Origin of the sequence: Nocardia sp. NPDC052112 (assembly GCF_040680135.1) — a bacterium.
GTDB lineage: Bacteria > Actinomycetota > Actinomycetes > Mycobacteriales > Mycobacteriaceae > Nocardia.
The window spans coordinates 147,303-171,584 of record NZ_JBFAWD010000001.1 but is presented as its reverse complement, the minus strand read 5'-3'; the positions used below and the strand labels follow the sequence as shown (position 1 = coordinate 171,584).

26 protein-coding genes are annotated in these 24,282 nt (G+C 66.0%); 14 read left to right on the top strand and 12 right to left on the bottom strand.

All coding sequences use genetic code 11. From position 1 onward, the window contains the following. The first annotated feature begins 48 nt into the window (after positions 1-48). Positions 49-777: an SDR family NAD(P)-dependent oxidoreductase gene (locus AB0L58_RS00760; protein WP_364378794.1), complete on the top strand. Its 729-nt coding sequence runs from the start codon at positions 49-51 to the stop codon at positions 775-777. Positions 778-781: 4 nt separating this feature from the next. Here AB0L58_RS00760 and AB0L58_RS00755 read toward each other — a convergent pair whose 3' ends face one another. Then, complete coding sequence (locus AB0L58_RS00755) at positions 782-2,425, bottom strand: acyl-CoA synthetase (RefSeq protein ID WP_364378791.1); 1,644 nt, start codon at positions 2,423-2,425, stop codon at positions 782-784. 308 nt (positions 2,426-2,733) lie between these two features. On the opposite strand from AB0L58_RS00755, the gene AB0L58_RS00750 reads away from it, so the two are divergent. Further along, positions 2,734-3,231, top strand: coding sequence for a GNAT family N-acetyltransferase (locus AB0L58_RS00750; RefSeq protein WP_364378788.1), 498 nt, complete (start codon positions 2,734-2,736; stop codon positions 3,229-3,231). A gap of 448 nt (positions 3,232-3,679) precedes the next feature. Here AB0L58_RS00750 and AB0L58_RS00745 read toward each other — a convergent pair whose 3' ends face one another. The 3 genes from AB0L58_RS00745 to AB0L58_RS00735 are packed head-to-tail and all read right to left on the bottom strand — an operon-like array spanning position 3,680 to position 6,265. Next, the gene (locus AB0L58_RS00745) at positions 3,680-4,666 is read right to left on the bottom strand and encodes a hypothetical protein (RefSeq protein WP_364378785.1); all 987 of its coding nucleotides are present in this window, start codon (positions 4,664-4,666) and stop codon (positions 3,680-3,682) included. Further along, positions 4,653-5,945, bottom strand: coding sequence for a hypothetical protein (locus AB0L58_RS00740; RefSeq protein WP_364378783.1), 1,293 nt, complete (start codon positions 5,943-5,945; stop codon positions 4,653-4,655). The genes AB0L58_RS00745 and AB0L58_RS00740 overlap by 14 nt, the downstream gene beginning before the upstream one ends. Further along, entirely contained in the window at positions 5,942-6,265 is a 324-nt protein-coding gene (locus AB0L58_RS00735; protein ID WP_364378780.1) for a hypothetical protein, read from the bottom strand. Before AB0L58_RS00735 ends, AB0L58_RS00740 begins: the two co-directional genes overlap by 4 nt. A gap of 491 nt (positions 6,266-6,756) precedes the next feature. Between AB0L58_RS00735 and AB0L58_RS00730 the strand changes: the two genes are divergently transcribed. Then, the gene (locus AB0L58_RS00730; RefSeq protein WP_364378777.1) at positions 6,757-7,071 is read left to right on the top strand and encodes a L,D-transpeptidase; all 315 of its coding nucleotides are present in this window, start codon (positions 6,757-6,759) and stop codon (positions 7,069-7,071) included. 71 nt (positions 7,072-7,142) lie between these two features. On the opposite strand, the gene AB0L58_RS00725 is transcribed toward AB0L58_RS00730, so the two are convergent. Then, positions 7,143-8,738 (bottom strand): MDR family MFS transporter, encoded by a 1,596-nt coding sequence (locus tag AB0L58_RS00725; RefSeq protein WP_364378774.1) that lies wholly within the window; start codon positions 8,736-8,738, stop codon positions 7,143-7,145. Beyond that, entirely contained in the window at positions 8,735-9,367 is a 633-nt protein-coding gene (locus AB0L58_RS00720) for a helix-turn-helix domain-containing protein (RefSeq protein ID WP_364378769.1), read from the bottom strand. The genes AB0L58_RS00725 and AB0L58_RS00720 overlap by 4 nt, the downstream gene beginning before the upstream one ends. A gap of 359 nt (positions 9,368-9,726) precedes the next feature. Between AB0L58_RS00720 and AB0L58_RS00715 the strand changes: the two genes are divergently transcribed. Then, the gene (locus tag AB0L58_RS00715; RefSeq protein ID WP_364378767.1) at positions 9,727-10,596 is read left to right on the top strand and encodes an AfsR/SARP family transcriptional regulator; all 870 of its coding nucleotides are present in this window, start codon (positions 9,727-9,729) and stop codon (positions 10,594-10,596) included. Here AB0L58_RS00715 and accC read toward each other — a convergent pair. Continuing rightward, positions 10,593-11,942, bottom strand: coding sequence for an acetyl-CoA carboxylase biotin carboxylase subunit (gene accC / locus AB0L58_RS00710; RefSeq protein WP_364378764.1), 1,350 nt, complete (start codon positions 11,940-11,942; stop codon positions 10,593-10,595). The genes AB0L58_RS00715 and accC overlap by 4 nt on opposite strands. Before the next feature lie 16 nt (positions 11,943-11,958). Next, positions 11,959-13,650, bottom strand: coding sequence for an acetyl-CoA carboxylase, carboxyltransferase subunit beta (gene accD, locus AB0L58_RS00705; RefSeq protein ID WP_364380122.1), 1,692 nt, complete (start codon positions 13,648-13,650; stop codon positions 11,959-11,961). A 166-nt stretch (positions 13,651-13,816) separates the two neighbouring features. Here accD and AB0L58_RS00700 point away from each other — a divergent pair, with 166 nt between their 5' ends. The 7 genes from AB0L58_RS00700 to AB0L58_RS00670 are packed head-to-tail and all read left to right on the top strand — an operon-like array spanning position 13,817 to position 20,430. Then, positions 13,817-15,085 carry a beta-ketoacyl-[acyl-carrier-protein] synthase family protein gene (locus tag AB0L58_RS00700; RefSeq protein ID WP_364378761.1) on the top strand — a complete coding sequence of 423 codons (1,269 nt, stop codon included), beginning with the start codon at positions 13,817-13,819 and terminating at the stop codon, positions 15,083-15,085. Continuing rightward, positions 15,082-16,299 carry a ketosynthase chain-length factor gene (locus AB0L58_RS00695; RefSeq protein ID WP_364378758.1) on the top strand — a complete coding sequence of 406 codons (1,218 nt, stop codon included), beginning with the start codon at positions 15,082-15,084 and terminating at the stop codon, positions 16,297-16,299. The genes AB0L58_RS00700 and AB0L58_RS00695 overlap by 4 nt, the downstream gene beginning before the upstream one ends. Positions 16,300-16,309: 10 nt before the next feature. Continuing rightward, complete coding sequence (locus tag AB0L58_RS00690) at positions 16,310-16,555, top strand: acyl carrier protein (RefSeq protein WP_364378755.1); 246 nt, start codon at positions 16,310-16,312, stop codon at positions 16,553-16,555. Further along, positions 16,552-17,490, top strand: coding sequence for an aromatase/cyclase (locus tag AB0L58_RS00685; RefSeq protein WP_364378753.1), 939 nt, complete (start codon positions 16,552-16,554; stop codon positions 17,488-17,490). Before AB0L58_RS00690 ends, AB0L58_RS00685 begins: the two co-directional genes overlap by 4 nt. Next, entirely contained in the window at positions 17,487-18,422 is a 936-nt protein-coding gene (locus tag AB0L58_RS00680) for an MBL fold metallo-hydrolase (protein ID WP_364378750.1), read from the top strand. The genes AB0L58_RS00685 and AB0L58_RS00680 overlap by 4 nt, the downstream gene beginning before the upstream one ends. Next, on the top strand, positions 18,410-19,669 hold the full coding sequence (locus AB0L58_RS00675) for an FAD-dependent oxidoreductase (protein WP_364378747.1): 1,260 nt from the start codon (positions 18,410-18,412) through the stop codon (positions 19,667-19,669). The genes AB0L58_RS00680 and AB0L58_RS00675 overlap by 13 nt, the downstream gene beginning before the upstream one ends. A gap of 2 nt (positions 19,670-19,671) precedes the next feature. Then, entirely contained in the window at positions 19,672-20,430 is a 759-nt protein-coding gene (locus tag AB0L58_RS00670; RefSeq protein WP_364378744.1) for an alpha/beta fold hydrolase, read from the top strand. Here AB0L58_RS00670 and AB0L58_RS00665 read toward each other — a convergent pair. After that, positions 20,427-20,903 carry a hypothetical protein gene (locus AB0L58_RS00665; RefSeq protein ID WP_364378741.1) on the bottom strand — a complete coding sequence of 159 codons (477 nt, stop codon included), beginning with the start codon at positions 20,901-20,903 and terminating at the stop codon, positions 20,427-20,429. The two genes, AB0L58_RS00670 and AB0L58_RS00665, sit on opposite strands and share 4 nt — an antisense overlap. A 111-nt stretch (positions 20,904-21,014) precedes the next feature. Further along, positions 21,015-21,371, bottom strand: a complete 357-nt coding sequence (locus tag AB0L58_RS00660) for a helix-turn-helix domain-containing protein (protein ID WP_364378739.1) — start codon at positions 21,369-21,371, stop codon at positions 21,015-21,017. 107 nt (positions 21,372-21,478) lie between these two features. Between AB0L58_RS00660 and AB0L58_RS00655 the strand changes: the two genes are divergently transcribed. Both AB0L58_RS00655 and AB0L58_RS00650 read left to right on the top strand, forming a co-directional pair. Next, positions 21,479-21,973, top strand: a complete 495-nt coding sequence (locus AB0L58_RS00655; RefSeq protein ID WP_364378736.1) for a luciferase family protein — start codon at positions 21,479-21,481, stop codon at positions 21,971-21,973. Between the two features lie 29 nt (positions 21,974-22,002). Continuing rightward, positions 22,003-22,392 carry a lipocalin-like domain-containing protein gene (locus AB0L58_RS00650; RefSeq protein WP_364378733.1) on the top strand — a complete coding sequence of 130 codons (390 nt, stop codon included), beginning with the start codon at positions 22,003-22,005 and terminating at the stop codon, positions 22,390-22,392. 9 nt (positions 22,393-22,401) lie between these two features. Here the strand turns inward: AB0L58_RS00650 and AB0L58_RS00645 are convergent, their stop codons facing one another. Continuing rightward, on the bottom strand, positions 22,402-22,893 hold the full coding sequence (locus AB0L58_RS00645) for a biotin/lipoyl-containing protein (protein ID WP_364378730.1): 492 nt from the start codon (positions 22,891-22,893) through the stop codon (positions 22,402-22,404). Between the two features lie 12 nt (positions 22,894-22,905). Beyond that, positions 22,906-23,688 (bottom strand): SDR family NAD(P)-dependent oxidoreductase, encoded by a 783-nt coding sequence (locus tag AB0L58_RS00640; RefSeq protein WP_364378727.1) that lies wholly within the window; start codon positions 23,686-23,688, stop codon positions 22,906-22,908. 160 nt (positions 23,689-23,848) lie between these two features. Here AB0L58_RS00640 and AB0L58_RS00635 point away from each other — a divergent pair, with 160 nt between their 5' ends. Next, entirely contained in the window at positions 23,849-24,268 is a 420-nt protein-coding gene (locus AB0L58_RS00635) for a nuclear transport factor 2 family protein (protein ID WP_364378725.1), read from the top strand. Positions 24,269-24,282: the final 14 nt, after the last annotated feature.

Here is a 24,282-nt window from a genome sequence, read left to right as displayed (position 1 = left end):
TACCGTCATAGCTATCGTCGAGCGAAGATCAAGGTAGGCGAGAACAACATGCCGAGAAAGACCCTTGTCGGCACGCGCGTCGCGATTACGGGCGGGACCTCCGGTATCGGCAAGGAGACCGCATTGGCCTTCCTGGCCGCCGGTGCCGATGTGGCCATCGGCGATAAGGATCTCGGCAAAGTGCGTGCAATCACCGCCCAGCTCAACCGGATTCACGAGGCCGACACCGTCGGCCTACCCGTCGAGGTCACCGACGGCGAGCGTTTCGCCGAATTCCTGGCGACCGCCGAACGCAGACTCGGCGGTCTCGATGTGGTGGTGAACGCCGCCGATATCGAACCAACCAGTTCGTTTCTAGTCGAATCCGAACAGGAATCGGATCGGCAGATCGATACCAACCTACGTGCGGTGATCACCGGATCCCGGCTCGCCGGAATGCGTTTCGTCGAACAGGGCCACGGACATATCGTCAATATCGGTTCGGCTATCGGGGTCACGGCCGCACTCGGCGCCGCGGTGTACTGCGCGACCAAACATGCGGTGGTCGGACTCGGCGCCGCACTGCATCGCGGACTCGCCGAACAGGGCGTATTGGTCAGCACCATCGCGCCCGGCTACGCACCCGATCCGGAGGCGGTGGCGGACGCGATCGTCGACTGTGTCGAGCACCGGCGCGGCGGACTGGTGGTCGTGCCGCCGACCGGCTGGTTCCGTACCGCGATGCCGGATCCGGTGCAACTGCGTCACACGATGCGGCGGATGCTCGGCAGTATGTGACCCGTCAGGCCGAGAGCTCTCGCAGGACTCGTTTGAGTACCTTTCCGGTGGGGTTGCGCGGAAGCTCGTCGACGAACAACACCTCACGCGGGACCTTGAAGCGGGCCAGATGCGACTTGACATGCGCACGCACCTCGTCGGCCGTGAGCGAATACCCTTCGCGGACAACGACTACCGCGCGCAGGCGCTGACCGTATCGCTCGTCCGGCACCCCGAATGCGCTGACCTCCGCCACGGCCGGATGCGCCGCGAGCAGTTCCTCCACCTCGCCCGGATAGACGTTCTCGCCGCCGGAGACGATCATGTCGTCATCGCGGCCATCGATGAAAAGTCTTCCGGCACTGTCGAAATGACCGACATCGCCGGTGGACATCAGCCGTCCGATGCGCGCCTTGTCACCACCTCCGGTATAACCTTCGAATTGATAGTCGTTGCCGACAAAGATGCGTCCGGTGGTGCCGGTAGGCACTTCCCGGTCGTTGTCGTCGAAGATCTTCACGACGGTGCTCGGCACGGGAGACCCGACGCAGCCGGGCTCGACAGCAAGATCCGCGGGTGTGGCAATGGTCGCGTAGGCCGCCTCGGTGGACCCGTACACGTTGTACACCACCGGCCCGAATGCCTCGGTCACGCGGACGCACAGGTCGGCACCGAGCTGTGAGCCTGCGACGAAGATGATCCGCAACCGCGAAAGATCTTGTCCGGCAAAGGCTTTCGGACCTGCGTCGACGAGTCGCCGCAACATCACCGGCACCGCGATCATGGCGGTTGCCCCGTGCCGGTCCAGACTATCCAGTACCGCCTGTGGATCGAAGCGGCGCCGGATCACCAACGTGGATCCGAAACCGACCGCGAGGACCGCGTGCGCGAATCCGAGCGTATGGAATAGCGGCGCAGGACATTCGGTGATTTCGCGGGCACGGAACGGTACCTTGTCGAGGATGGCGCCCAGTGGTGACAGGGAGACCGGCTCGCTGCTGCGCGGCGCACCTTTCGGAGTACCGGTCGTCCCACTGGTCAGCAGGACGATGCGAGCGACGGTGCGTGGCTTGCGTGGAGGTGTGCGCGCCGCACCCGCGATCAGATTGTCGATGGTGTCGACGCCCGGTTTATCGGCCCAGGCGCGGTAGCGTCCCCTGCGCGGTGTGAAATCGCCGAGCATACTTGCGTATTCGTCGTCGAAGATCAGCAGATCGGCACCCTCGCGGGTCATCACCTCGCGCAGTTGCGGCGCCGCGAAGTCGGTATTGAGCAGAATGATTCGAGCACCGCATTTCGCCGCGGCGAAGACCGCGTAGTGGAAGCCGCGGTGGTTGCGCGCCAGGATGGCCACCCCCTCGCCGTCGCGCAGTCCGCGCGCCCGCCAGGCATTCGCGAGCGCGGTACTGCGCTCGTCGAGTTCACGAAAGCTGACGCGGCCGAGTTCATCGACGATGGCGGCGCGGTCGCGATAGCGCAGCGCGGCAACGGTCGTGAGCCCGCCGAGCAGTCCGGAACGCAGCACCGCGGCGCCCATGCGGGCAAGTCGATCCGGGCGTTCGGGGGTCGCGAGTCCCGCACGCACTGTCAGCGCGGCGTAATAGGTCTCGTCGGCGGCCCGTCGCGCCGCGGCCGAGGCAAGCGCCCCGACCCTGTTCGCAAACTTCATGATTCGATCCTGACGCCAATCTCGCCTGATCGCTCGTCGACCCGATTCCCTTCGGCCGCAGCCGATTCGGATACCGTACGTCCGAACACGCAGCTGTTCGGCATCGCGCTCCCCCTCGGCTGACCGCGGTGACCAGCAGTACCGGCGGACAGCACGGCTCGACCAGCGCGCGGCGCGAACTTCTCGAATATCGGCATTGTATCCACCTAGGTGAGGGCAAGTGCCCTCACAGTAGAGCGTCACCGGCGAATTCGTCGAGTACCGACCCAGACAGCAGAGTCGACGCAGGCACGATCCATGATGGACGGATGTCCAGCGATATCGGCGAACGCCTACCGAGCCCGACCGCGCTGCGGATCGTCGCCGATGATCTGTCCGGTCCGGAGGTCGCTGCCCTGCTCACCCGGCATCTGGCCGAGATGTACGACAATTCACCCGAAGACAGCGTGCACGCCCTCGACCTGGAGGCGCTCCGTGGCCGAAACGTCACGTTCTGGACTGCCTGGGAGGACGACGAACTTGCTGGTTGCGGCGCGCTCAAACAACTCGACCCCGCCCATGGCGAGATCAAGTCGATGCACACCGCCGCCGGTCACACCGGCCGCGGCATTGCCGCGGCCCTGCTGAACCATGTAATCGCCGAGGCCCGCGCGCGCAACTACCAGCGACTCAGCCTGGAGACCGGAGCCTCCGATTACTTCGCCCCCGCGCAGCGGCTCTACCTCCGCCACGGGTTCGAGATCTGCGCACCGTTCGCCGACTACGTCGAAGATCCGCACAGCGTGTTCATGACGCGCACGCTCTGACGCAGCACCCGGCGAGCGTTATCGACCGTCAACGCATGGTCCGTCGGAGCGATGACGCACGTCCCCTGACGCCACGGATCCGGCAGGTATCGCGGACCGTCAGCACGCACACTCGAACGCATCGGCCACGCCTCATCGCTCGGCGCCGAGGATCCGCACAGCGTCGTCATAACGCGCATCGTCCGGCACCGCACATTCGACACACATCGCTGACCATCAGCGCACGGCCGGTCGGATCGAAAACGCGCATACCCTGACGCCACAGATCCAGCAGGCATCACGGACCGTCAGCACGCACGGTCACAACCCTGACACCGCACATTCGACGGACATCGCTGACCAGCGGCGCACCGCCAGTCGTGACGGCGCGTATCCTCTGACGCCCACGGGTTCGGCGGGCATCGGCGGCCGTCGACGCGCGGACATCCGGATCGGCCCGGTGGCTCGGTCAGGCCGCGTTGATCGCGGTGATCAGCGTGCGGTTGCCCGCCGTACGCGTCGTGACGATCTGTGTGAAGGTCTGCGACTGCTCGCCCGGACGCTGCTGGGTCAGTCGGACTTCCCAATGCGCCTCGCCCGCATCGCCGCCCGCGCGAGTGATCTGCACGCAGTAGAGGGTGCCGATCGGCACCTGGTTGATCCCGCGTTGGATCTGGTCGGCGGCGGGCACATTCGCATCATTGGCGACTACGCCGCGAGCGGCGAATCCGGACCGCTGCACATAGTAGGCACGTTCGAACGCGAGGATCGCCGACGGCCCATCGCCGGTGCCGCCGGGATCGGTGCCGGAGATGACATCACCGGTGCGCCGCTGTTCGCAGCCCGGGGTGGCGATCGCGGACGGCTGGTCAGCGGGTGCCGTGGTCGCCGGCGCGCGCCCGCCGGTTCCCTGGGCAACCGCCGGTGTCGCCGTCGCCGGGCGCTTGTGATTGCCCGAACCGCCGAAGACGAACATCAGCACCGAGACCACCGCCAATACCACACCGAGCACGATCAGCACCGCGACAACGCGGTTGCCACCACCACCGGTCGGTTGTGGATCGCGACGGCGCGGCGGATGCCGCAGTGCCGGTCCGGGATTGCCGCCGGACCGATCGATGATCGTCGGTATGACGGAACTGGTTTCCGCCGGTAGCGCGGCGTCGGGCTCGAACGCGCGGGTCCGAAGACGACCGGGCTCCGCCTCCGGTGGCGCTTGCGCGGGACGCCGCGGTTCGAGCCACTCCTGCCAGTCCCCGGCCGGGCGGGGACGGCGCGGCCGCTCGGGTGGATCGAGCGCATCGGTCAGCGGTGTCCGGCGCTGGCCCGAACCGCGGCGTGCGCTCGGACGGCGGCGCCGCTTCGGGGTCGGAGCGGCGGGCCGGACCATGGGCAGCCCGGTGTCGAACGGATTGCCCTGGTTCTGGCTCGAAGAGCCGGAATCAGAGCTCGTCATCGTCGAATTCGCCGATCACCGCAGGCGGGACGGTCGCCAATACGGTCGGCACGGTGACGCCGAGTTGGCCATCGCGCGGTCGGCGGTCCTCATCCGACTGCGACGACGGCGGCATCGCCAGACCACCGCCGGTGGTGCCGGGCTGATTGGTCGGTTCCGGCCCGGACGGGCGCGGCGGCGGCGTGTCCGCGCCGGCGGCCGGTGCCTGTGGCGCCGGCGCGGGAGCGGGTCTCGTCGCCGTCGAGCCCCCCATATTCGGCGGAATCACCGAGTTGGTCCCGGTACTCGGCGCGGGCTTGGACGACTGCCCCGATCCGCCGCCGAAGTCGATGATGTTCGAAGACTTGCTCGCGCTGTCACCACCGGTGGGCGAATTCGTGGTGCTGCCCGGATGGATGATTTCGGGAATCGCCTTATCGATGGCCTTATCCGCGGACGCGGCCACGGTATCCATGGCATGCGTGCCGACTTCGGCGATCTTGTCGATGAGGTGGGTGCCGATATTGACCCCGGCATCAATGGCGGCGGTGCCGACCGAAACACCGGCATTGATCAGATACTGCTGCAGTTGGAGCTGGGCCGCCTGCACCGGATCCAGTGGCGTCGTTGTCGTCAGGCCTGCGGTGGTCATGCCGTTGGTCGTACCCGGCGCCACGGTTTGCTGGGTGGTCCCGACACCTTGCGGTGTGGTGACGGTGAGCGGTCCCATGGCATCCAGCCGCGCGGTATGGCCGTCCATTTCCGACTGCGCCGTGCTGACCGCGGTGACCGCGTCGCGCAGCGCCTGGGTCGCCCGCGCGATCACCGCGTCGGTATCCGAGGACGCGCTCGCGGTGCCCATGATCTGCTTGGCGTCGCGACGGAAGTCCGCGATGATCTGGTCCACCTTCTGCGCGGCGCGGGCGCTGGTGGCATGGGCATCGCCGAGTACCGACAGGTATTCGGGTCCGCGGTCGGTGATGTCACCGATCTGAGTTTGCGTGGTGCGCAGTGCGGGAACGGCATCGGCGGCGGCGCGTGAGGTCCAGGTCGATTCCAGGGCGTGCAGCCCCTCGCGGTGTGGGCCCTCGGCATCGGCGGCCTGCGAGGACGCGGCCGACAGCGCGTTGACGACGGACTGGTCCGGCGTCGCGACGCCACTGCCGAGCGAGGCACGCAATTGCAGCATCGGCTCGACCAGCGCCGCCACGATCGGCGGATCCACATTCGGATCGATGGGCGTGCTCGCGGGGGCGTCGGACGCGTTATCGGCGGGCCGACGTCGAAGCAGTCGTCTCATGGCAGCGCCTCTCCTTGCCGGGCAAGGGCGCCCGCGGAATCGACATCGATACCCTGCATATCCGCGCTGTAGTCGCGCAGCACCTGCCCGTAGGCGGCGACCAATTGCCCTGCGGTGGAGAGCGCCTGCACGTGTTCGTTCACCTTCTCGGTGAACCGGGCCACGAAACCGGCACCGACCTGACCGAGATCGGCGACCAGCCGCTCGGGCTGCACCGCGCCCCCCGCGACTGCCGACGCCGAGGCCAGCTGTTGCGACACCGTATTCGCGATCGTGGTGTAGGCGGCCATCGCCGCCGGGTCGAGCTTCAGCGCGTCCACTGTTCCCCCTTAATTACGGAAACCAATCTGTCGCGTCACATTTCGACACTCCGAGCGTACTTGGGACCCGGGCAATGTGCGCGGGGATCCTTTCCTTCCGCTGGAGTCTATGCCGCCGGGTTCATCACCTATGCAACATCGGTCCGGTTCCGCAGACACCGAGGTCGAATGCTGAAATGATCTATTCCACCCGTGCCGGTTCTATGCTTGTCGCAACGAAGTTGGTCCCATCATCACCCTGGCGATCCACGTACAGGGTGCCGGCACAGGTGAGAGGGGTCAGAAACGTGCAGAACAACAAACGTCTTCGAAAGTGGTCGGTCAGATCTGCAACCCTCGTCGGTGCCATCTCCGCAGGGCTGCTGATGGCGGGGACGGCACAGGCTGAGCCATTGTGGCCCGGTGGACCGGATATCGGCACACCGGCGATCGTTCCGCCCATTCCGCCGGCTCCGGTATACGCACCGTGCGGCGAGACCGCGCGGATGTGCATGCGGCTGTCGACGAACGAGGCATGGCTGATGGACAACGGCAAGGTCACCTACGGTCCGACCCCGATCTCGCACGGTCGGCCCGGATATGAGACACCGCCCGGCGTCTTCAAGGTCGCCTTCAAGCGCGAAGACTTCTGGAGCACCATGCACAACGCTCCGATGAAGTGGGCGGTCTTCTTCAACGGCGATATCGCCACCCATATCGGACCCATCGAGGAGCAGTCGCACGGCTGCATCCGGATGACCCCCGAGGGCGCCGAGACGACCTACCACTATCTCAACCCCGGTGACGTCGTCGAAGTCGTACGTTGACACCGGAATTGCGTATGTGAAGGGCCCGAGCGGATTCCGCTCGGGCCCTTCGCATCTGCGCCGCGCCCGCGTCAGCGTTCGCCGACGAGCTGCGAATCCGTGTCTTCGGCCATGACCGCCTCACCGCGAGCGACCATGCCCGCCTCGTCGGCGAGTTTCATATGGGGAATGAACAGGGCGAGCACGAAGGCGATTACGACGCCGGGGATCAGGTACCAGAAGCCCGGGACCAAAGCGTCTACATAGGCGCCGACGATGGCATCGTGCAGGCCGTCGGGTAGATGCTTGACCACCGAGGGCACCAACCCGCCCGGATCCAGCTTCGCGGCCGCGGCTTCGGGGCCGTGGGAGACGAAGACATCGGTGAGGCCCTCGGTCAAACGGCTGGTGAAGATGGAGCCGAAAATCGCCACGCCCAGTGCGCCGCCCATTTCCCGGAAGTAGTTGTTGGCGCTGGTCGCGGTGCCGATTTGGTCAGGGGCGACGGCATTCTGGACGACCAGGACGATGATCTGCATGATCAGGCCGAGGCCCGCGCCCATCACGAACAGCATGGCCGAGACGACCCACATCGGGGTGTCCGCGTCCAGGCGGGTCAGCCACAGCATGTCCGCGAACATCAAAACCGCGCCGAGCGGTGGATAGACCTTGTAGCGGCCGGTTTTGGTGACCATCGTCATCGAGGCGACCAACGCGATCATCAGGCCGACCATCATCGGTATCAGTAGCAGGCCCGATACCGAAGCCGAAGCGCCCGTTGCCATTTGCAGATAGGTCGGGATGAAGGCCAGGGCGGCGAACATCACCAGACCGACCAGGAAGCCGATCGCGGAGGTCAGCACGAAGGTGCGGTTGCGGAACAACCACAGTGGCAGCATCGGCTCCTCGGCGCGGGCCTCGACCAGCACGAAGGCCGCAACCACCACGACGAATGCCGCAATCATGGTGACCATAATCGTTGAGCCCCAAGCATATTGCTTGCCACCCCAGTCGGTGATCAGGATCAGCAGCGTCGTCGCGGCCGACATCAACACCACACCGAGATAGTCGGGCCGGGTCTTGGGCCGGTGACTCGGGATGCTCAGGTAGCGGAAGGCGATGAACAGTGCGGCAATTCCGATCGGCACATTGATCCAGAAGCACCAGCGCCAGCCCAGGTGATCGGCGAAGAAGCCGCCGAGCAGCGGACCCGCGACCGAGGTGATGCCGAAGACCGCACCCATCGGGGCCATGTATTTGCCGCGATCCTTGGCAGGGACGACATCGGCGATGATGGCCTGCGCCAGAATCATCAGACCACCGCCGCCGACGCCCTGCAGGCCGCGGAAGGTGATGAACTCCCAGAAACTCGTCGACGCCGCGGCGCCGATGGAGGCCACCGTGAAGATCGTGATGGCGAACAGGAACGGCCAGCGCCGCCCGAACAGATCACCGAACTTGCCGTAGATCGGCATCATGATGGTGGTCGCGAGCAGATATGACGTTGCGGTCCAAGCCATATGGGATATGCCGCCGAGATCCCCGACGATGGTCGGCATCGCGGTGCCGACGATGGTCTGGTCCAGGCTGGCCAGGAACATCCCCGCGATCAGCGCGCCGAAGATGAGCCAGATCCGCTTCTGGGTCAGGACAATCGGCTCGGGCGGCGATTCCGCCGTGATGGTCATGTGTTGCGTCTCCCTTTCTTGCCCTCATGCTGTTCGAACATCCGCGCGGCCATCGCGCAGTGCTCGTGTACCGCCGTTGCCAGCGATACGGCCGGGTCACCGGCCGAGGCCATCGCCGCCCGCGTGGTGATGGCTGTCATGAATCCCGCTGCCAGACCGGCGAATTCGGGCGAGACGGCAGTGCCGAGCCGAGCCGAGAGCAGGTCGGAGATCACGCTCTCCAAGCGGGCGCCGGAGGCGACGAAGGCCGCGAGCACCCGCGGCTCGGTCTTGATGATCTCGGTGACCAGCGCGATGCCCTCGCGCACCTCGCTCTCGGATTCGAAGCCGTGCGCGAACAACCAGGTGAGATCGTCCATCAGCGCACCGCTGGGCCCGCCCGCGATGAACCGCTCGCGCAGCTCCGGTGTGCCGATCTCGCTGATCGGCCCCACTACCGCGGCCATTTTCGTCTCGTAGTAATTGAAGAATGTGCGGGGCGAGACCCCGACCGCTCTCGCGATGTCCTCGACGGTCGTCGCATCCAGCCCGCGCTCGACCGCAAGCCGTCGTGCGGCCAGACAGAGATCGAGCTCGGTCTGGCGTTTCTTCTGCTCTCGCAACCCGATCGGGCGCTCGTCCTTGGACACGTCCGCCAAAGTAGCACAAACTGCAATTTTTCAGAAACTGCAAGTTCAAGACGCACGGCGGCGCGACAGGGCCGAACGGCTGCGGCCGAACCGCCGCGAGTGACGCCACCGCCACCCGGAAGCGAATCACCAGTTACGCGCAACCCGAGCGAGCGTCATCCCACGAATCAACCCGATGCGCGAATCTCCTTGGCAGGAAGGAGAATTAGCGAAGCCGCCGAGCCGAGTTAACTCCGATATAACTCAAGATTCATCGACTTGATACTGGGTTTTCGATAGTGTTGGTATTGCCTACAGCGAGGTGGGATTTCGAGAACTCACATCGGTCGGGGGGAATAACGCCCGTAGGAGAACTCCAGGTGAAGTATCCAGTGTGTGCCCGCGTGTTAGGTCCATTGACGCTTGCTCTCAATAATCACAACGCAACGCCGACAGCACAGAAACAACGCCAACTGCTCGCCTTACTTCTCGTCAGACACGACACCGTCGTTCCGGTTACCACGCTGGTCGAAGAGTTGTGGAACGACGATCCACCGCGCAGCGCCGTCACCGTCGTACAGACCTATGTGTTGGGAATTCGGAAGAAGATGGCCGAGCAGCTCGGCATCGGACAGGCCGAGGTGGCCGAACGTTTTCTCCGCACCCGCAGCAAAGGGTATTCGTTCGACGTCAAGGACTGTGTCTTCGATTTGCGCGACTATCAGAGCATGTCCGACGCCGCGCGCTGCGCCGCCAAGGCCGGCGACGATTATCGCGCGGTAGATCTGTTCACCGCCGCAGAGGCGCTGTGGAGTGGTCCGGCGCTGGTCGATATCGAGGGCGGAATACCGCTGGCCGCGGAGATCTCGCATCTGGATCATCTGCGACTGACCAATATCGAGCTGCGCGTCGAAGCCGAGCTGCGGCTCGGCCGATATCGCGAAGCCTGCCCTGACCTGGCACGACTCACCATGCAGCACCCGCTGCACGAGCGGCTGCAGGCGTACTACATGTTCGCTCTGAGCCGTGCGGGCCAGCGCGCCCGCGCACTCGAGTCCTACCAGCAATTCAGCAGGTCGATGCAGCGCGAACTCGGTCTCGATCCCTGCCAGAAACTGCAGAAATTGCATCAGGATATCCTCGCCGCCTCTGATGTATCGGTCAGTGCCATGCTCAACAGTCGGCACGCGGGATACCTCATCGGATGGTATTCCCCCGAATTCCGCTCGGCTCGAGCAAAACCCGCCTAATCCGCCCGCAACAACTCGTCCACCAGCGCGGTCGAATGCGTCGCGGACCGCATGGCCGGATGGTCGAGGACATCCCGCAGAAAATCGCGGGTCGTCGCTACGCGCGCACCCGAAATCCGGAATTCGGCCAGGGCTCGTCGCATACGTGCGAGCGCCTGGTCCCGGTCCGGCGCCCAGACGACAAGCTTCGCGAGTAGCGAATCATAATGCGGTGGGATCGAATATCCGGCGTGCACATGAGTATCGACGCGCACGAACGGACCGCCGGGTGGTGTGAACTCGGCCACAATTCCGGGTGCCGGGGCGAATTCGGCGGCCGGATCCTCGGCATTGATCCGGCATTCGATTGCCGCGCCGCGCAGGGAAATATCCTGTTGCACGATGCCGAGCGGTTGCCCGGCTGCGATATGGATCTGCTCGGCGATCAAATCGATACCGGTTACCATTTCGGTTACCGGATGTTCGACCTGGATTCGGCAGTTCACCTCCATAAAATAGTAATTCCCCTGCCTGTCCACCAGAAATTCCACGGTTCCGGCGCCGACGTACCCGGCTTCCAGCACGCCGTCCACCGCGGATTTGCCCATCCGCGCCGCGAGGCCCTCCGGTAGCCGCGGCGCGGGCGACTCCTCGATGAGCTTCTGATGCCTGCGCTGCACCGAGCAATCACGTTCACCGAGGTGCACACCGTTGCCGTAGCCATCGCACAGCACCTGAACCTCGACATGCCGGGCGCCCTCGAGGTACTTCTCCAGATAGACTCGACTGTCCCCGAACAACATTCGAGCGGTTGCCCGCGTCTGCTGGTACGCGTGTGGGAACGCCGCACTCTCGCGCACCACCTGCATGCCGCGGCCGCCGCCACCCGCGGCGGCCTTGACGATCACCGGGTAGCCGATCGAGTCGGCCAGCACGTGCGCCTCCTCGGGTTCGAGCGGATCCGAACTGCCCGGCAGCAGCGGAAGCCCCGCCTTGGCCATCAGGGTGCGGGCCGACTGCTTGTCGCCGAGTTGGGCCATCACATCGGCGGGCGGACCGATCAGGGTGACCCCCGCCGCCCGGCAAGCATCCGCGAAATCCGGTGATTCCGAAAGGAATCCGTAGCCGGGATGGATCGCATCGGCACCGGTCGTCTCGGCCGCGGCCAGTACGGCGGCCGCGTTGAGATAGCTGCGTTTGGCGGCGGCCGGCCCGATCTGCACCGATTCATCGGCGAACTGCACGACGGCCGATTCCGCGTCGGCGACCGAATGCACCGCGACGGTGCGCACCCCGAGTTCCCGGCAGGTACGCGCGACGCGCAGCGCTATCTCGCCGCGATTGGCGATCAGAATCTTCTCGAACATGGTGTCCCGCACTCTCTTACGCCACCGACCGAACCGGAACCTGCTGCCGCGCACCGAACCGGCGGAAGCGGGCGCGCCGCTCGGCGGCAAGGTCTTCGCCGCCGAGCCCGGTCAACTCGCGCAGGCTCGCCGCGAGCGCACGGTGCAGTTGGTTCGCCGCCGCCGACGGTGCGGCACCGACGTCGTCACCCGGTTCCGGCAGCACCGCATCGACGACACCGAGCCGCAGCAGGTCACCGGCCGTCAGTGACAGCGCGGCAGCGGCTTTCGGTGCGGCGGCCGGGTCATTCCAGACGATGGCCGCACATCCTTCCGGGCTGATCACCGAATAGGTCCCGTTGGCGAATATCAGCACCCGATTGGCGACGCCCAGCGCCAACGCGCCACCGCTGCCGCCCTCCCCGATCACCACGCTGACCACCGGCACCCGCAACGCGGACATCAGCCGGATATTCTCCGCGATCACCACGGCCTGCCCCTGTTCCTCGGCGGACGCGCCGGGATAAGCGCCAGGGGTGTCGATCAACGTGATGACGGGCAGCCCGAGCTTTTCGGCAAAACGCATGAGCCGTGCGGACTTCCGATATCCCGCGGGTGTGGGCATGCCGAAGTTGCGCGCCATCAGCTCCTTCGGCTCATGTCCCTTCTGCTGTCCGATCACCACGACCGGCTGGTTACCGAGCCAGGCGGTACCCCCGACGATGGCCGGGCAGTCCCCTGCGATGCGGTCCCCGCGCAGCTCCTGGAAGCCGTCGAAGGCAAGGGCGAAGTAGTCGAGCGCCGTGGGCCTGTTCGGTGTGCGTGCCCGCCGCACCTGCGCCCAGGGATCGCTCTCGGGAACCCGAGCCGGATCGGTGATGGTTCCCGCGTCCAGTTCGGTCACCACATCGCCGGTCGGGTCGGCCGGACCGGCCACTCGCAGCAGGGAACCGAGTGCCTGCCGCAGCCCGGCGCGCGGCACGATCATATCGATCAGCCCGCGCTCCAACAGGAATTCCGCGGTCTGGAACGTCGGCGGCAGCTCCTGACGGATCGTCTGCTCGATCACCCGGCGACCCGCGAAACCCAGTCGGGCCCCCGGTTCGGCAATCAGCACATCCGCCAGCGTGGCGAACGATGCCGCCACTCCGCCATAGGTCGGATCGGTGATCAGCGTGATGGTGAGAATGCCCGCACGGTCCAACTGTTCGAGCGCCGCACTGGTCTTCGCCATCTGCATCAGCGACAGCGGTCCCTCCTGCATGCGCGCACCACCCGAAGCGGTGACGATCAGCAGCGGAATCCGTTCGGCGAGTGCGGTTTCCGCGGCCGCGGTGATCATCTCACCGACTGCGGTGCCCAAACTGCCACCGAGGAAGCGGAAATCCATGGCCGCGATGAGCACCGGATTCCCCTCGATCGCCGCGAGCGCGCACAGCACGGCGTCGTGCATGCCGGTGCGTGCCCGTGCGGCGGCGAGCCGGTCCGCATAGGGCTTGGTATCGCTGAAGGTCAGCGGATCGTCAGCGGTGGGGATGACGGCGAGCGGTTCGAACCGGCCCTCGTCGGCGAGCTGGGTGATGCGCTGCTCGGCCGTGATCGGCGTATGTCTGCCGCATTCACCACAGACACCGAGATCGCGGGCGAATCGCTTACCGTACAGCGGAATCAGACAGGCCGGGCAGAGCACCCAGTCCGCGGCGCCGTCCGGGCCGTGTGCTGACTTCATCACGCGTATCTCCTCTGCTCCGGAATTGCTGTGCACAGCCTGCGCGCACCCACTAGAGAACAGCTCGACTCCGGCGCTCGAGTCAGGTTCGAGGACGGCCTTCGATGCTTGACCCACGATCGAAGGGAGATATCGCCATGAACCCCAACGCATCCGGTGGTGCGGTATGAGCCGCCGCGTTGTCGTCACCGGACTCGGTGTCCGCGCGCCCGGCGGTTCGGGTAAGGACGAGTTCTGGAAACTGCTGTCCGAGGGCCGCACGGCGACGCGCCGGATTTCGTTCTTCGACCCCACGCCCTACCGGTCCCAGGTAGCGGGCGAGGCCGATTTCGACCCGATTCAGGAAGGGTTGTCGCCCAGGGAGATTCGCCGCATGGACCGGGCGGTGCAGTTCGCCGTGGTGTGCGGACGGGAGGCGGTGGCCGATAGCGGCATCGAGATCGGATCGCTGGATCCGCACCGGCTCGGCGTCAGCCTCGGCAGCGCGGTCGCCGCGGCGACCAGCCTGGAGCAGGAATATCTGGTGCTGTCGGATTCCGGTAAGAACTGGCTGGTCGACGAGGCCTACCTGTCCCCGCACATGTTCGACTACATGGTGCCCAGCGTGATGCCCGCCGAAGTGGCCTGGAGTGTCGGCGCCGAGGGGCCGGTCGCCATGATCTCCAACGGCTGCACCTCCGGACTGGATTCGGTCGGCCACGCCGTGCAGCTGATCCGCGAGGGTTCGGCCGATGTGATGCTGGCCGGTGCGGCGGACACCCCGATCACGCCGATCGTGGTGGCCTGTTTCGATGCGATCAAGGCCACCACCTCACGCAATGACGATGCCGAACACGCCTCCCGGCCGTTCGACAATTCACGCAACGGCTTCGTGCTCGCGGAGGGTGCGGCGATGTTCGTGCTGGAGGAGTACGAGAGCGCGCGCCGGCGGGGCGCGCGTATCTACGCCGAGATCACCGGCTACGCCACGCGCTGCAACGCATACCATATGACCGGTCTCAAGGCCGACGGCCGGGAGATGGCCGAGGCGATCCGGGTCGCACTCGACGAATCGCGCATCGACCCCACCGGCGTGGATTACATCAACGCGCACGGCTCGGGAACCCGGCAGAACGACCGGCACGAAACCGCGGCCGTGAAGCGCAGTCTCGGTCGGCACGCCTACGCCACACCGATGAGTTCCATCAAATCGATGGTCGGACACTCACTGGGTGCGATCGGTTCGGTCGAGATCGCCGCCTCCCTGCTCGCGCTGGAATACCAGGTGGTGCCGCCGACGGCGAATCTGCACGAGGCCGATCCGGAATGCGATCTGGACTACGTGCCGCTCACCGCGCGCGAGCACCGGATGGACACCGTACTCACCGTCGGTAGTGGTTTCGGTGGCTTCCAGAGCGCGATGGTGCTGCGCAAATCCGAGGCGGTGGCGGCATGATCCTGATAACCGGTATGGGTGTGCTCGCGCCGAACGGCCTCGGCGTCGAACGCTTCTGGGATGCGGTATTGGACGGCCGGGGCGGTATCGCACCACTGACCTGGTTCGACACCAGCCGCAGCACCGCGCGACTGGCCGGGCAGGTCGCCGGTTTCGACGCGGCCGAACATCTGCCGAGCCGATTGCTGCCGCAGACCGATATTTCGACGCGGATGGCATTGGTGGCCGCGCAATGGGCCCTCGACGATGCCAAGGTCGATACCGCGGCGCTGACCGACTACGACATGGGTGTGGTCACCGGAAATGCCTCCGGCGGTTTCGAATTCACCCATCGCGAGTTCAATAAGCTGTGGTCGCGCGGGTCCGAGCATGTGAGCGTCTACGAGTCGTTCGCCTGGTTCTACGCGGTGAATACCGGGCAGATCTCGATCCGCCACGGCATGCGCGGGCCGAGCAGTGCGCTGGTCGCCGAGCAGGCGGGCGGTTTGGACGCGGTTGGGCACGCGAGGCGGACGGTCGACCGCGGCACCCCACTGGTGGTCACCGGCGGCGTGGATTCCGCGCTCGACCCGTGGGGCTGGGCCTCGCATCTGGCGAGCGGTGAGGTCAGCATCTCGGCCGCGCCGGAGCGTGCCTATCGACCGTTCGACACCGCGGCCGCCGGATATGTGCCCGGTGAGGGCGGTGCGATGCTGGTGGTCGAGGACGGCACGGCGGCCCGCACCCGCGGCGTTCCGAAGGTACACGGTGAAATCGCCGGGTATGCCTCGACATTCGATCCGGCACCGGGTTCGGGCAGGCCCTCCGGTCTGCGTCGCGCCGCGGAACTCGCACTCGCCGACGCCGGTATGGCGCCAGGCGATATCGATGTCGTCTTCGCCGATGCGGCGGGCGTGCCCGACCGCGATCGCGACGAGGCAGCGGCCATCGAGGCCGTCTTCGGTGCCGACGGTGTCCCGGTCACGGCGTCGAAACCGTTGACCGGACGACTGTTCTCGGGTGCGGGCCCGCTCGACATCGTGACCGCCCTGCTGTCCATGCGCGATTCGGTGATACCGCCGACCGCTTACACCACCACCCTTGCCGAGGATTACCGGATCGATCTGGTTCTCGGCGCACCGCGGCCCGCCACCGTCGGCGGCGCCCTCGTCCTGGCCCGTGGCCGTTGGGGTTTCAACTCCGCGGTCGTCGTGCGCGCTGTCGACCAAACCTAGGGAGCCGATCATGACCATGACCATCACCGAACTACGCCGGATCCTCGTGGAATGCGCGGGCGGCGATGATATCGCCGAAGATATCGCGGGACTCGACTTCGAACAGCTCGGCTACGACTCCCTCGCGCTCATCGAAACGGCCTCGCGGATCCAACGCGATTTCGGCGTGCTGATCCCGGAGGAACAGCTCATCGATGTCAAGACGCCACAGGAGTTGATCGACATCGTCAACAGCCAATTGCAAGGTGCGGCATGAGTACCCAGGTGATGAGCCACACCAAGGTGGTGCAGGCACCGCCCGAGGTCGTCTACGACCTGGTGGCCGATGTGACCAAATGGCCGGTGATCTTCGAGCCCAGCGTGCTGGTGCGCCATCTGCACCGCGGACCCGATGAGGAGCGGTTCCGGTTGTGGGCCACCGTCAATGGCGAAGTGAAGAACTGGACCTCCCGGCGGGTGCTCGATGCGGCGCAGCGGCGCATCGTCTTCGAACAGGAACGCAGTCAGGCGCCGATCGCATCCATGGGTGGCGGCTGGTCGTTCCGCGAAATCGGTCCCGGCACCACGAAGGTCACCCTCGACCACCGCTTCACCGCGGTGGACGGCGCCGATCCGGATCTGATCGCGGGCGCGGTGGATCGCAATAGCGAGACCGAGCTGGCGGCGCTGGCCCGGATAGCGGAGCTGGGTCACCCGGTCGACGATGTTGTGCACACCTTCGAAGACACTGTCTCGCTGGATATTTCGGCGGCAGCGGTGTACGAGTTCATCTACCGCAGTGAGCGCTGGCCCGAACACGTCCCGCACGTCGGCCGGATCGAACTCGACGAAGACGGCGCCGGCGTACAGCTGATGGAGATGGATACCGTCACCGCGGGCGGTATGCCGCACACCACCAAATCGGTCCGTGTGTGCGTCACCGACGAGCGCATCGATTACAAGCAGTTGCTGCCGCCCGCCATGCTCTTCGGGCACAGCGGTGCTTGGGAATTCGCGGACGGCCCGGACGGTGCGGTAGTGACGGCACGGCACACCGTCGCCATCAATCCGGTCGCGGCCCGCGAAATCCTCGGAGCCGATACCGATCTCGCCGATGCGCGCGCATATCTCGCCGAGGCGCTGTCGACCAACAGTCGCAATACGCTGTTGTGCGCGGTGCGGTATGCCGAATCCGTGAAGTCACCGACATGACCGCCACCGAACTGCCGCAGGTGGCCGGGGGCCCGGTCGTGCGGGAAATCGCCGACCGGGTCTATGCGTATACGCACAGTCGAGGCGGCTGGTGTGTGAGCAATGCGGGCGTGCTGGCGGGTCCGGACGGCGCGGTGGTGATCGATACGCTGGCTACCGAGGGACGCACGCGCGCGCTGGTCGAATTCGTAGACGGCCTCGATATCGGTCCGGCCAGAACGATTGTCAACACCCACCACCACGGCGACCACAACTTCGGTAATCACCTCTTCGGACCGACCGCGGTCGTCATCGGCCACGATCGGATCCGGCCGGAGATGATCGAAACCGGACTCGCGCTGACCAATCTGTGGCCGCAGGTGCAGTGGGGCGATGTGCGGGTCACCCTGCCCAGCATCACCTTCAGCAGCCGCGTGACCCTGCATATCGGCGCACGGCGTGTCGAACTCATCCACCTCGGACCGGCCGCGCACACCACCAATGATGTGGTTGCCTGGCTGCCCGAGGAGAAGGTGCTCTTCGCCGGGGATCTGGTGATGTCGGGCGCGGCGCCGTTCTGCCTGATGGGATCGGTACGTGGGTCGATAACGGCGATCACCAGGCTCGCCGAACTGGGTGCGGAAACCGTGGTGTCCGGGCACGGTCCGGTGACCGGACCCGAGATCTTCGACCAGACACTGCGATATCTGCGGTGGGTGCGGGACCTGGCTGCCGAGGGCCGCTCCCTCGGACTCACGCCGCTGGCCATCGCACTCGAGGCCGATCACGGTGAATTCGCCGATCTGGTCGACGAAGAGCGCATAGTCGGCAATCTGTACCGCGCCGATGCGGAGTGGGCGGGCGGTCCGATCGGCGAACCGCTGGATGTGCTGTCGATTTTCGACGAGATGATCGTGTACAACCACGGGCGGGTGCCGACATGTCTGGCGTGACCACCGAATCGGTGCGGGTCTGCGTCGTCGGCGGCGGCCCGGCCGGGCTGATGACCGGTCTGCTGCTGGCCAGGTCGGGCGTGGAAGTACTTGTGCTGGAAAAGCATGCGGACTTCCTGCGAGACTTCCGCGGTGACACCGTGCACCCATCGACGCTGCGGGCGATGGACGAACTCGGGCTCGCCACCGAATTCCTCGCGCTGCCACACGTCGAACTGCCGCGGCTGCCGATGGCCACCGCGAGCGGACCGGTGATCTTCGCCGATTTCCGCAGTCTCCCAGGTGGTTTCCCTTTCGTGGCATTCATGCCGCAGTGGGATGTGCTGAACTTCCTGGCGGAGGCGGGTGGGCGCTATCCGGGCTTCCGGCTGATCCAGCGGGCCGAGGTCACCGAACTCATCCAGGAGCACGACACCGTGGTCGGTGCCAGGGTGCGCACACCCGATGGACCGCTGGAGGTCCGGTCCCAGCTGGTGATCGCCGCGGATGGACGCAATTCGATTGTGCGCGGCGGCCTGCTCGAGGTCGCGGCCAGCGCGGCACCGATGGACGTACTGTGGTTCCGGGTCGGCAAACCCGACGGCGAGCGGCTGCCGACAGTGCGCAGCGGCAACGGTTTCTTCATCGTCTGTATCGACCGCGGCGACTATCTGCAGGTCGCCTACATGATTCCGAAGGGGGGATTCGCGACCGTCAAGGCCGCCGGACTCGCCGCCTTCCGCGCCGACCTCGCCGCGATCTATCCCAGCCTCACCGCGCGGCTGGCGGCCGAAATCTGCACCTGGGACGATGTGAAACCCCTCGATGTGCGGGTGGATCGGCTGCGCCGCTGGTACCGGCCCGGTCTGCTCGCGATCGGCGATGCGGCCCATGCCATGTCGCCCGCGGGCGGAGTCGGGATCAATCTCGCGGTACAGGACGCGATCGCAGCCGCCCGGCTGCTCGCGCCCAGCCTCGTCGCGGGTGCGCGCCCGAGCGTAGCGCAATTGCGTGCCGTGCAGCGCAGGCGTGAATTCCCCATGCGGGTAGTCCAATTCGCGCAGCTGCGCCTGCTGTCGGACCTCTATCCGAATGCCGGACGGCCCGGCACCGACAAGCCACTGCTGGTGCGTCTGCTGCGCCGCTTTCCCGGGCTGCCCCGTGCGGTGGCCCGAGTGATCGGGCTCGGCATCCGACCCGAACACGTGCCACCGGCGGCCGATATCGCCGGAACCGTCACTGCCCTAACGAAATTCAGGGAGAACTGATCGTGTCGACATATCTGCTCGTCCACGGCGCATTCCATGGCGGCTGGGCCTGGCAGCGGGTCGCGCCGCTCCTCGCGGACGCCGGACATCGCGTGCTTTCCCCGTCGCTGGTCGGCCTCGGCGACCGCGCGGACTTGCTGACCCCGGAGGTCGGCCTGGATACCCACGTCGAAGATCTGGTCGGCCTGCTCACCGCCGACGATCGCACCGACGTCATCCTGGTCGGGCACAGCTACGCGAGCATTGTGGTGACCGCGCTCGCCGACGCCGTCCCCGACCGCATCGCCGAACTCGTCTATATCGACACCTTCGTCCCACGTGACGGTGAGGCGGTGGCCGACATCATGCCCGGTATGGTCGATGCCTTCGCCGCTGCGGCCGCGGCCCACGGTGACGGCTGGCGGGTACCGCCGCAGACCGAGCCGATGGGCGACGGCGGTCTGTACGGCATCACCGAGGAGCCCGATCTGAGCTGGGCGGCCTCGATGATGACCGCGCAATCCCTGGAGACCTTCCAGCAGCGGATGCTGCTGACCAATCCCATCGCACTGGCGAAAATTCCGGTGACGCACGTGTACTGCAGCGAGGGCGGCGAGGACTACAGGGCCATGCGCGCCGCCATGCCGCGCACCCTGCCACCGGCCGACCTGCCGCCCGGCCGCCTGCATGTGCTGCCGACCGGACACGACTGCATGATCACCATGCCGCGTGAATTGGCCGAACACCTCCTGACATTGGCACCGCGGACCACTCTTGCCTAGTGCAAGACGCCGTAGGTCGCCGCAATGGTGAACCCGTGCGATCCGGTCTCGCAGGTCACCGTGCCCTGGTAGCCGATGCCGCAGGTGGTGCCGCCGACGGAGATCTTATGTCCCTCCGGCAGCACCTGCGCGCCGCCGGCGTAGGTGAAGGTGGGTTGGTCGGCGGTCAGGTAGCGGGCCGGCGCCACGGTCGACGAGCGCACCTGGTTCGTGTCCGGCGGCGCATCGATCGGCACCGCGTCACAGCCCGCCGGTCCGTTCAGGAAGAATCCGCAGCTGCGGCCGTCGGGCGAGCGGAAGAAGACCGCGCCCTTGTACTGCGGGTCGTCGACCAGATATCCGGCCTCGTCCACCGGTGTCAGCTGATCGAGGCCGTTCGGGGCGGCGGCGGCTGGTCCAGCGGTAGCCACCACGGCGGCAATGGCGAGTGACGCGAGGGGCGAAAGCGCGAACAGCTGCGAGCGATCGAACACGAGCGAGCCTCCTTGGTCGTCATCCGGCGGACCATATGACGCTAGCCGTGCGCTCGCGCGATGGCCATTGCGTGTCGATGACGAATCCGCGGGCGACGCAGTCGGATCGGGTCAGGATTCGCCCGCGTCGTAGGCGGCGCGGGCGGCGAGCACCTCGCTGAGATGTGCGCTCGACCAGTCGACAATGCTCGTGAAGACCGGGGTCAGGGTGATCGCGAGCGGGGTTGCCTCGTACTCGACGCGGGGTGGCACCTCGGCGTGATAGGTGCGCGACACCAGTCCGTCGCGTTCCAACTGACGCAGGCGCTGGGTCAGCACCTTGGGGGTGAGGCCGGGGATGCGCTGCTGGAGTTCGGTGAAGCGCAGGCGGCCGTCGTGGGTCAGCACCCAGAGCACCTGGGTGGACCAGCGGCCGAAAACCAAGTCGATCACCGGGGTGATCGGGCAGGGGTCGACGGTGGCTGTCATTTTTGTCCTCACTTTCCACTTGGTAACTACTATACTTTGGAAAGTAATGTGACCCCAGGGGGCGTGAGCGAGCACCACCGCGAACGAAAACCGAAGGGAACACAGTCATGACAGCGACATCCGTGGACGGACGCATCGACCTGCCGCCCCGCTCCGGCGACCGGCCGGACACGCGGGCGCACAATCCGCATCAGCAGCTCAGCCAGCTCGCGCCACCAGATCTGCAGGAAGCCCTGTGGTCGCGAATGACCACGCTGAACGGCGTGCTGCTCGGCCGCAGCGGCGTCTCACTGCCCGATACCCGGGCGCTGCATCTGCGCCCGACCATCGCCAAGGGACCGGGTGAGGCATACCTGGTCGGCACCGAATTCGCCCATCTGCACGGATACGACGACGGCAGCCTGCACATATGTCTGCCGAAAGATATTGCGGCCGAGGTGATCACGCGCGAGTGGGCGGAATTGCATCCCATGGCGCGTCAGCGTTTCCTGCCGCAGACACTGGTCATGGTCTACGGGCCACGCGATCTCGACGAACTCGAGGTGGTCTGGCGGCTCGTGCGGATCAGCCACGGCTTCGCACGCGGGGCGGCTACAGCGTGATTAGAGCGGCGGCCGCCATCGTGGGGGTCATGAATGCGACCGATCTCGTCGGAACCTGGGAATTGCTGTCCTACTTCGATATCGACGAACACGATGCGACCAGCACCGGCCCACTGGGTGACGCACCGCGCGGCCTGCTGATCTACGGCGCACACGGCTATATGTCGGTGAGCATGATGCGCACCGACGGGGCCATGGACACACCGCCTTTCATGGGTTACGCGGGAACCTGGCGGCGACGCGGCACGGAAATGGTGCACGCGATCACCGTGTGCTCCAATCCGGCCTGGGCCGATACCGAACAGGTGCGCCGGATGTCGCTCGACGGCGACATTCTCACGCTGATCGGGGCCGCCCAGGTCGGCGGGCGGATACAGCGCCGGGTGCTGACCTGGCGCCGCTCCGGCTCGCCGGCATGAAAACCCTTGTTATTCGGGAGAATACGAGAACAAGGGCTCATCGAATTGGACCGGTTCGCTGTCTTCCTTGAGTACTTCGGTGATCACGCCGCTGGTCTGCGTGGTCACCGGAATCATCAACTTCATCGCCTCCACGATGGCGATCTGCTGTCCGGCCGTGACGCGGTCACCCACCTGGACGAAGGGATCCGCACCAGGTTCCGGACTGCGATAGAAGACCCCGACACTCGGTGCACGCAACACCGCACCGAGCGGCGGACTATCCGGTGCGGCAGCGGCTTCGACCGCTCCCCCGGCCGTTTCGACCGATGCGGCCGAAACCTGCCATTCCGCCTCGATCGTCACCTCGCCCACCTGGACTCGCAACGCGCTGGGCTGTTGTGGGAAGCCTGCGAGCAATTGCAGCGCGCCCGTCTGGATCGCATCCAGGATGCGCAGATACTCGTCGTGCCCGGCGCTGCCGTCGAGCGCGCCCGAGGAGTTCGCCTCCACTGCGGTCATGGTCCCGACCTCTCAGTAATTGCCGAGTCCGCCACAGACATTCAGCGCCTGTGCGGTGACCGCGCCCGCACCGGGCCCGATCAGGTAGTCGACCATTGCCGCGACCTCGAACGGCTGCACATAGCGCCCGATCGGCACGCGTGCGCTCACCCTGGCATGCACCTCATGGGTATCCACACCCCACAGACCCGAGTAGACCTCGCGAACCCGTTCCGCCATCGGGGTTTCCACGAAACCGGGGCATACCGCATTCACTGTGATTCCGGTCTTGGCCAGCTCCAGTCCGAGCGCCTTGGTAAACCCGACCACGCCGTGTTTGGAGGCCGAATAGGGCGCACCGTGTACGACACCCTGTTTGCCGCCGGTGGAGGCGATATTCACGATACGACCGCTACCGCGCTCGAGCATGCCGCCCGCGGTCAGCACCGCTTTGGTCATCAGGAAGACGCTGTTGAGGTTGGTATTGATCACGTCGAACCACAAATCGTCGGTGACCTGCGCGGTGACGCCGCCGCCGCTGCGGCCCGCATTGTTGACCAGGATGTCGATCGGGCCGTAGCGCCGCACCCCGGCGTCGACGTATTCACGGATCTGCGCGGCATCGACGACATCGCACACCGTGCCGTCGACTTCGTGACCGTCGTCCTGCAGGCTCTTGACCGTATCGGTCACCCGCTGCTGGTCCCGAGCGCAGATGAACACCGCGATGCCCTGGGCTGCAAGGCTTTTGGTGATCTCCAGGCCCATACCGCTGGTCGCTCCGGTGACCAGTGCGACGCGCTGACTTTCCGCCATGACTCCTCCATCGGTCTTTCCGTACTCGCCGGGGTTTTCGACCTCCAGACTCGTCGCGGGTCCTATAGCCCCGGTCAACCCGCGCGCGGCTCGAGCCAGCCTCTAGTGCCATCGGCGACCGTTGCGTGCAGCCGCGCCCCGCCGCAACCAAGGAGCCATCATGACCACCGTCGCAAGCCGCACCGAGTTGTACGCCGAGGTCCAGCAGTTCTACGCCGATCAGATGCAGCGGCTGGACAACCGCGACATCCCGGGCTACGCCGAAACCTTCACCGCGGAAGCGGAATTCGAACACACACCGGGTCGGCCACCGGCCCGGACCAGGGCGGGCATCGTCTCGGACCTGGTCGAATTCCACAAGCGTTTCGAGGCCGATCCGATGCAGCGCAGGCACTGGTTCAACATGATCAACCTGCAGCCGCAGGACGACGGAACCATCGTCTCCACCGCCTACTGCCTCGTGGTCAAGATCCGGCCGGACAGCAAGCCCGAAATCGCGCCGAGCTGCGTCGTCCACGACGTGCTCGTCCGCGTCGACGGCAACCTGCTGACCCGGTCCCGGCGCGTCGCCCATGACTGATTCCGCTGTCCCCG

Excerpts from the sequence above, each read along its gene's own strand:
- AB0L58_RS00680 (WP_364378750.1), top strand. The coding sequence starts at position 17,487 with ATGACCGCCACCGAACTGCCGCAGGTGGCCGGGGGCCCGGTCGTGCGG.
- AB0L58_RS00700 (WP_364378761.1), top strand. The coding sequence starts at position 13,817 with ATGAGCCGCCGCGTTGTCGTCACCGGACTCGGTGTCCGCGCGCCCGGC.
- AB0L58_RS00725 (WP_364378774.1), bottom strand. The coding sequence starts at position 8,738 with ATGACCATCACGGCGGAATCGCCGCCCGAGCCGATTGTCCTGACCCAG.
- AB0L58_RS00740 (WP_364378783.1), bottom strand. The coding sequence starts at position 5,945 with ATGAGACGACTGCTTCGACGTCGGCCCGCCGATAACGCGTCCGACGCC.
- AB0L58_RS00655 (WP_364378736.1), top strand. The coding sequence starts at position 21,479 with ATGACAGCGACATCCGTGGACGGACGCATCGACCTGCCGCCCCGCTCC.
- AB0L58_RS00690 (WP_364378755.1), top strand. The coding sequence starts at position 16,310 with ATGACCATGACCATCACCGAACTACGCCGGATCCTCGTGGAATGCGCG.
- accC (WP_364378764.1), bottom strand. The coding sequence starts at position 11,942 with ATGTTCGAGAAGATTCTGATCGCCAATCGCGGCGAGATAGCGCTGCGC.
- AB0L58_RS00755 (WP_364378791.1), bottom strand. The coding sequence starts at position 2,425 with ATGAAGTTTGCGAACAGGGTCGGGGCGCTTGCCTCGGCCGCGGCGCGA.
- AB0L58_RS00745 (WP_364378785.1), bottom strand. The coding sequence starts at position 4,666 with ATGACGAGCTCTGATTCCGGCTCTTCGAGCCAGAACCAGGGCAATCCG.
- AB0L58_RS00730 (WP_364378777.1), top strand. The coding sequence starts at position 6,757 with ATGCGGCTGTCGACGAACGAGGCATGGCTGATGGACAACGGCAAGGTC.
- AB0L58_RS00695 (WP_364378758.1), top strand. The coding sequence starts at position 15,082 with ATGATCCTGATAACCGGTATGGGTGTGCTCGCGCCGAACGGCCTCGGC.
- AB0L58_RS00640 (WP_364378727.1), bottom strand. The coding sequence starts at position 23,688 with ATGGCGGAAAGTCAGCGCGTCGCACTGGTCACCGGAGCGACCAGCGGT.
- AB0L58_RS00660 (WP_364378739.1), bottom strand. The coding sequence starts at position 21,371 with ATGACAGCCACCGTCGACCCCTGCCCGATCACCCCGGTGATCGACTTG.
- AB0L58_RS00675 (WP_364378747.1), top strand. The coding sequence starts at position 18,410 with ATGTCTGGCGTGACCACCGAATCGGTGCGGGTCTGCGTCGTCGGCGGC.
- AB0L58_RS00645 (WP_364378730.1), bottom strand. The coding sequence starts at position 22,893 with ATGACCGCAGTGGAGGCGAACTCCTCGGGCGCGCTCGACGGCAGCGCC.
- AB0L58_RS00760 (WP_364378794.1), top strand. The coding sequence starts at position 49 with ATGCCGAGAAAGACCCTTGTCGGCACGCGCGTCGCGATTACGGGCGGG.
- AB0L58_RS00635 (WP_364378725.1), top strand. The coding sequence starts at position 23,849 with ATGACCACCGTCGCAAGCCGCACCGAGTTGTACGCCGAGGTCCAGCAG.
- AB0L58_RS00685 (WP_364378753.1), top strand. The coding sequence starts at position 16,552 with ATGAGTACCCAGGTGATGAGCCACACCAAGGTGGTGCAGGCACCGCCC.
- AB0L58_RS00650 (WP_364378733.1), top strand. The coding sequence starts at position 22,003 with ATGAATGCGACCGATCTCGTCGGAACCTGGGAATTGCTGTCCTACTTC.
- accD (WP_364380122.1), bottom strand. The coding sequence starts at position 13,650 with ATGAAGTCAGCACACGGCCCGGACGGCGCCGCGGACTGGGTGCTCTGC.
- AB0L58_RS00750 (WP_364378788.1), top strand. The coding sequence starts at position 2,734 with ATGTCCAGCGATATCGGCGAACGCCTACCGAGCCCGACCGCGCTGCGG.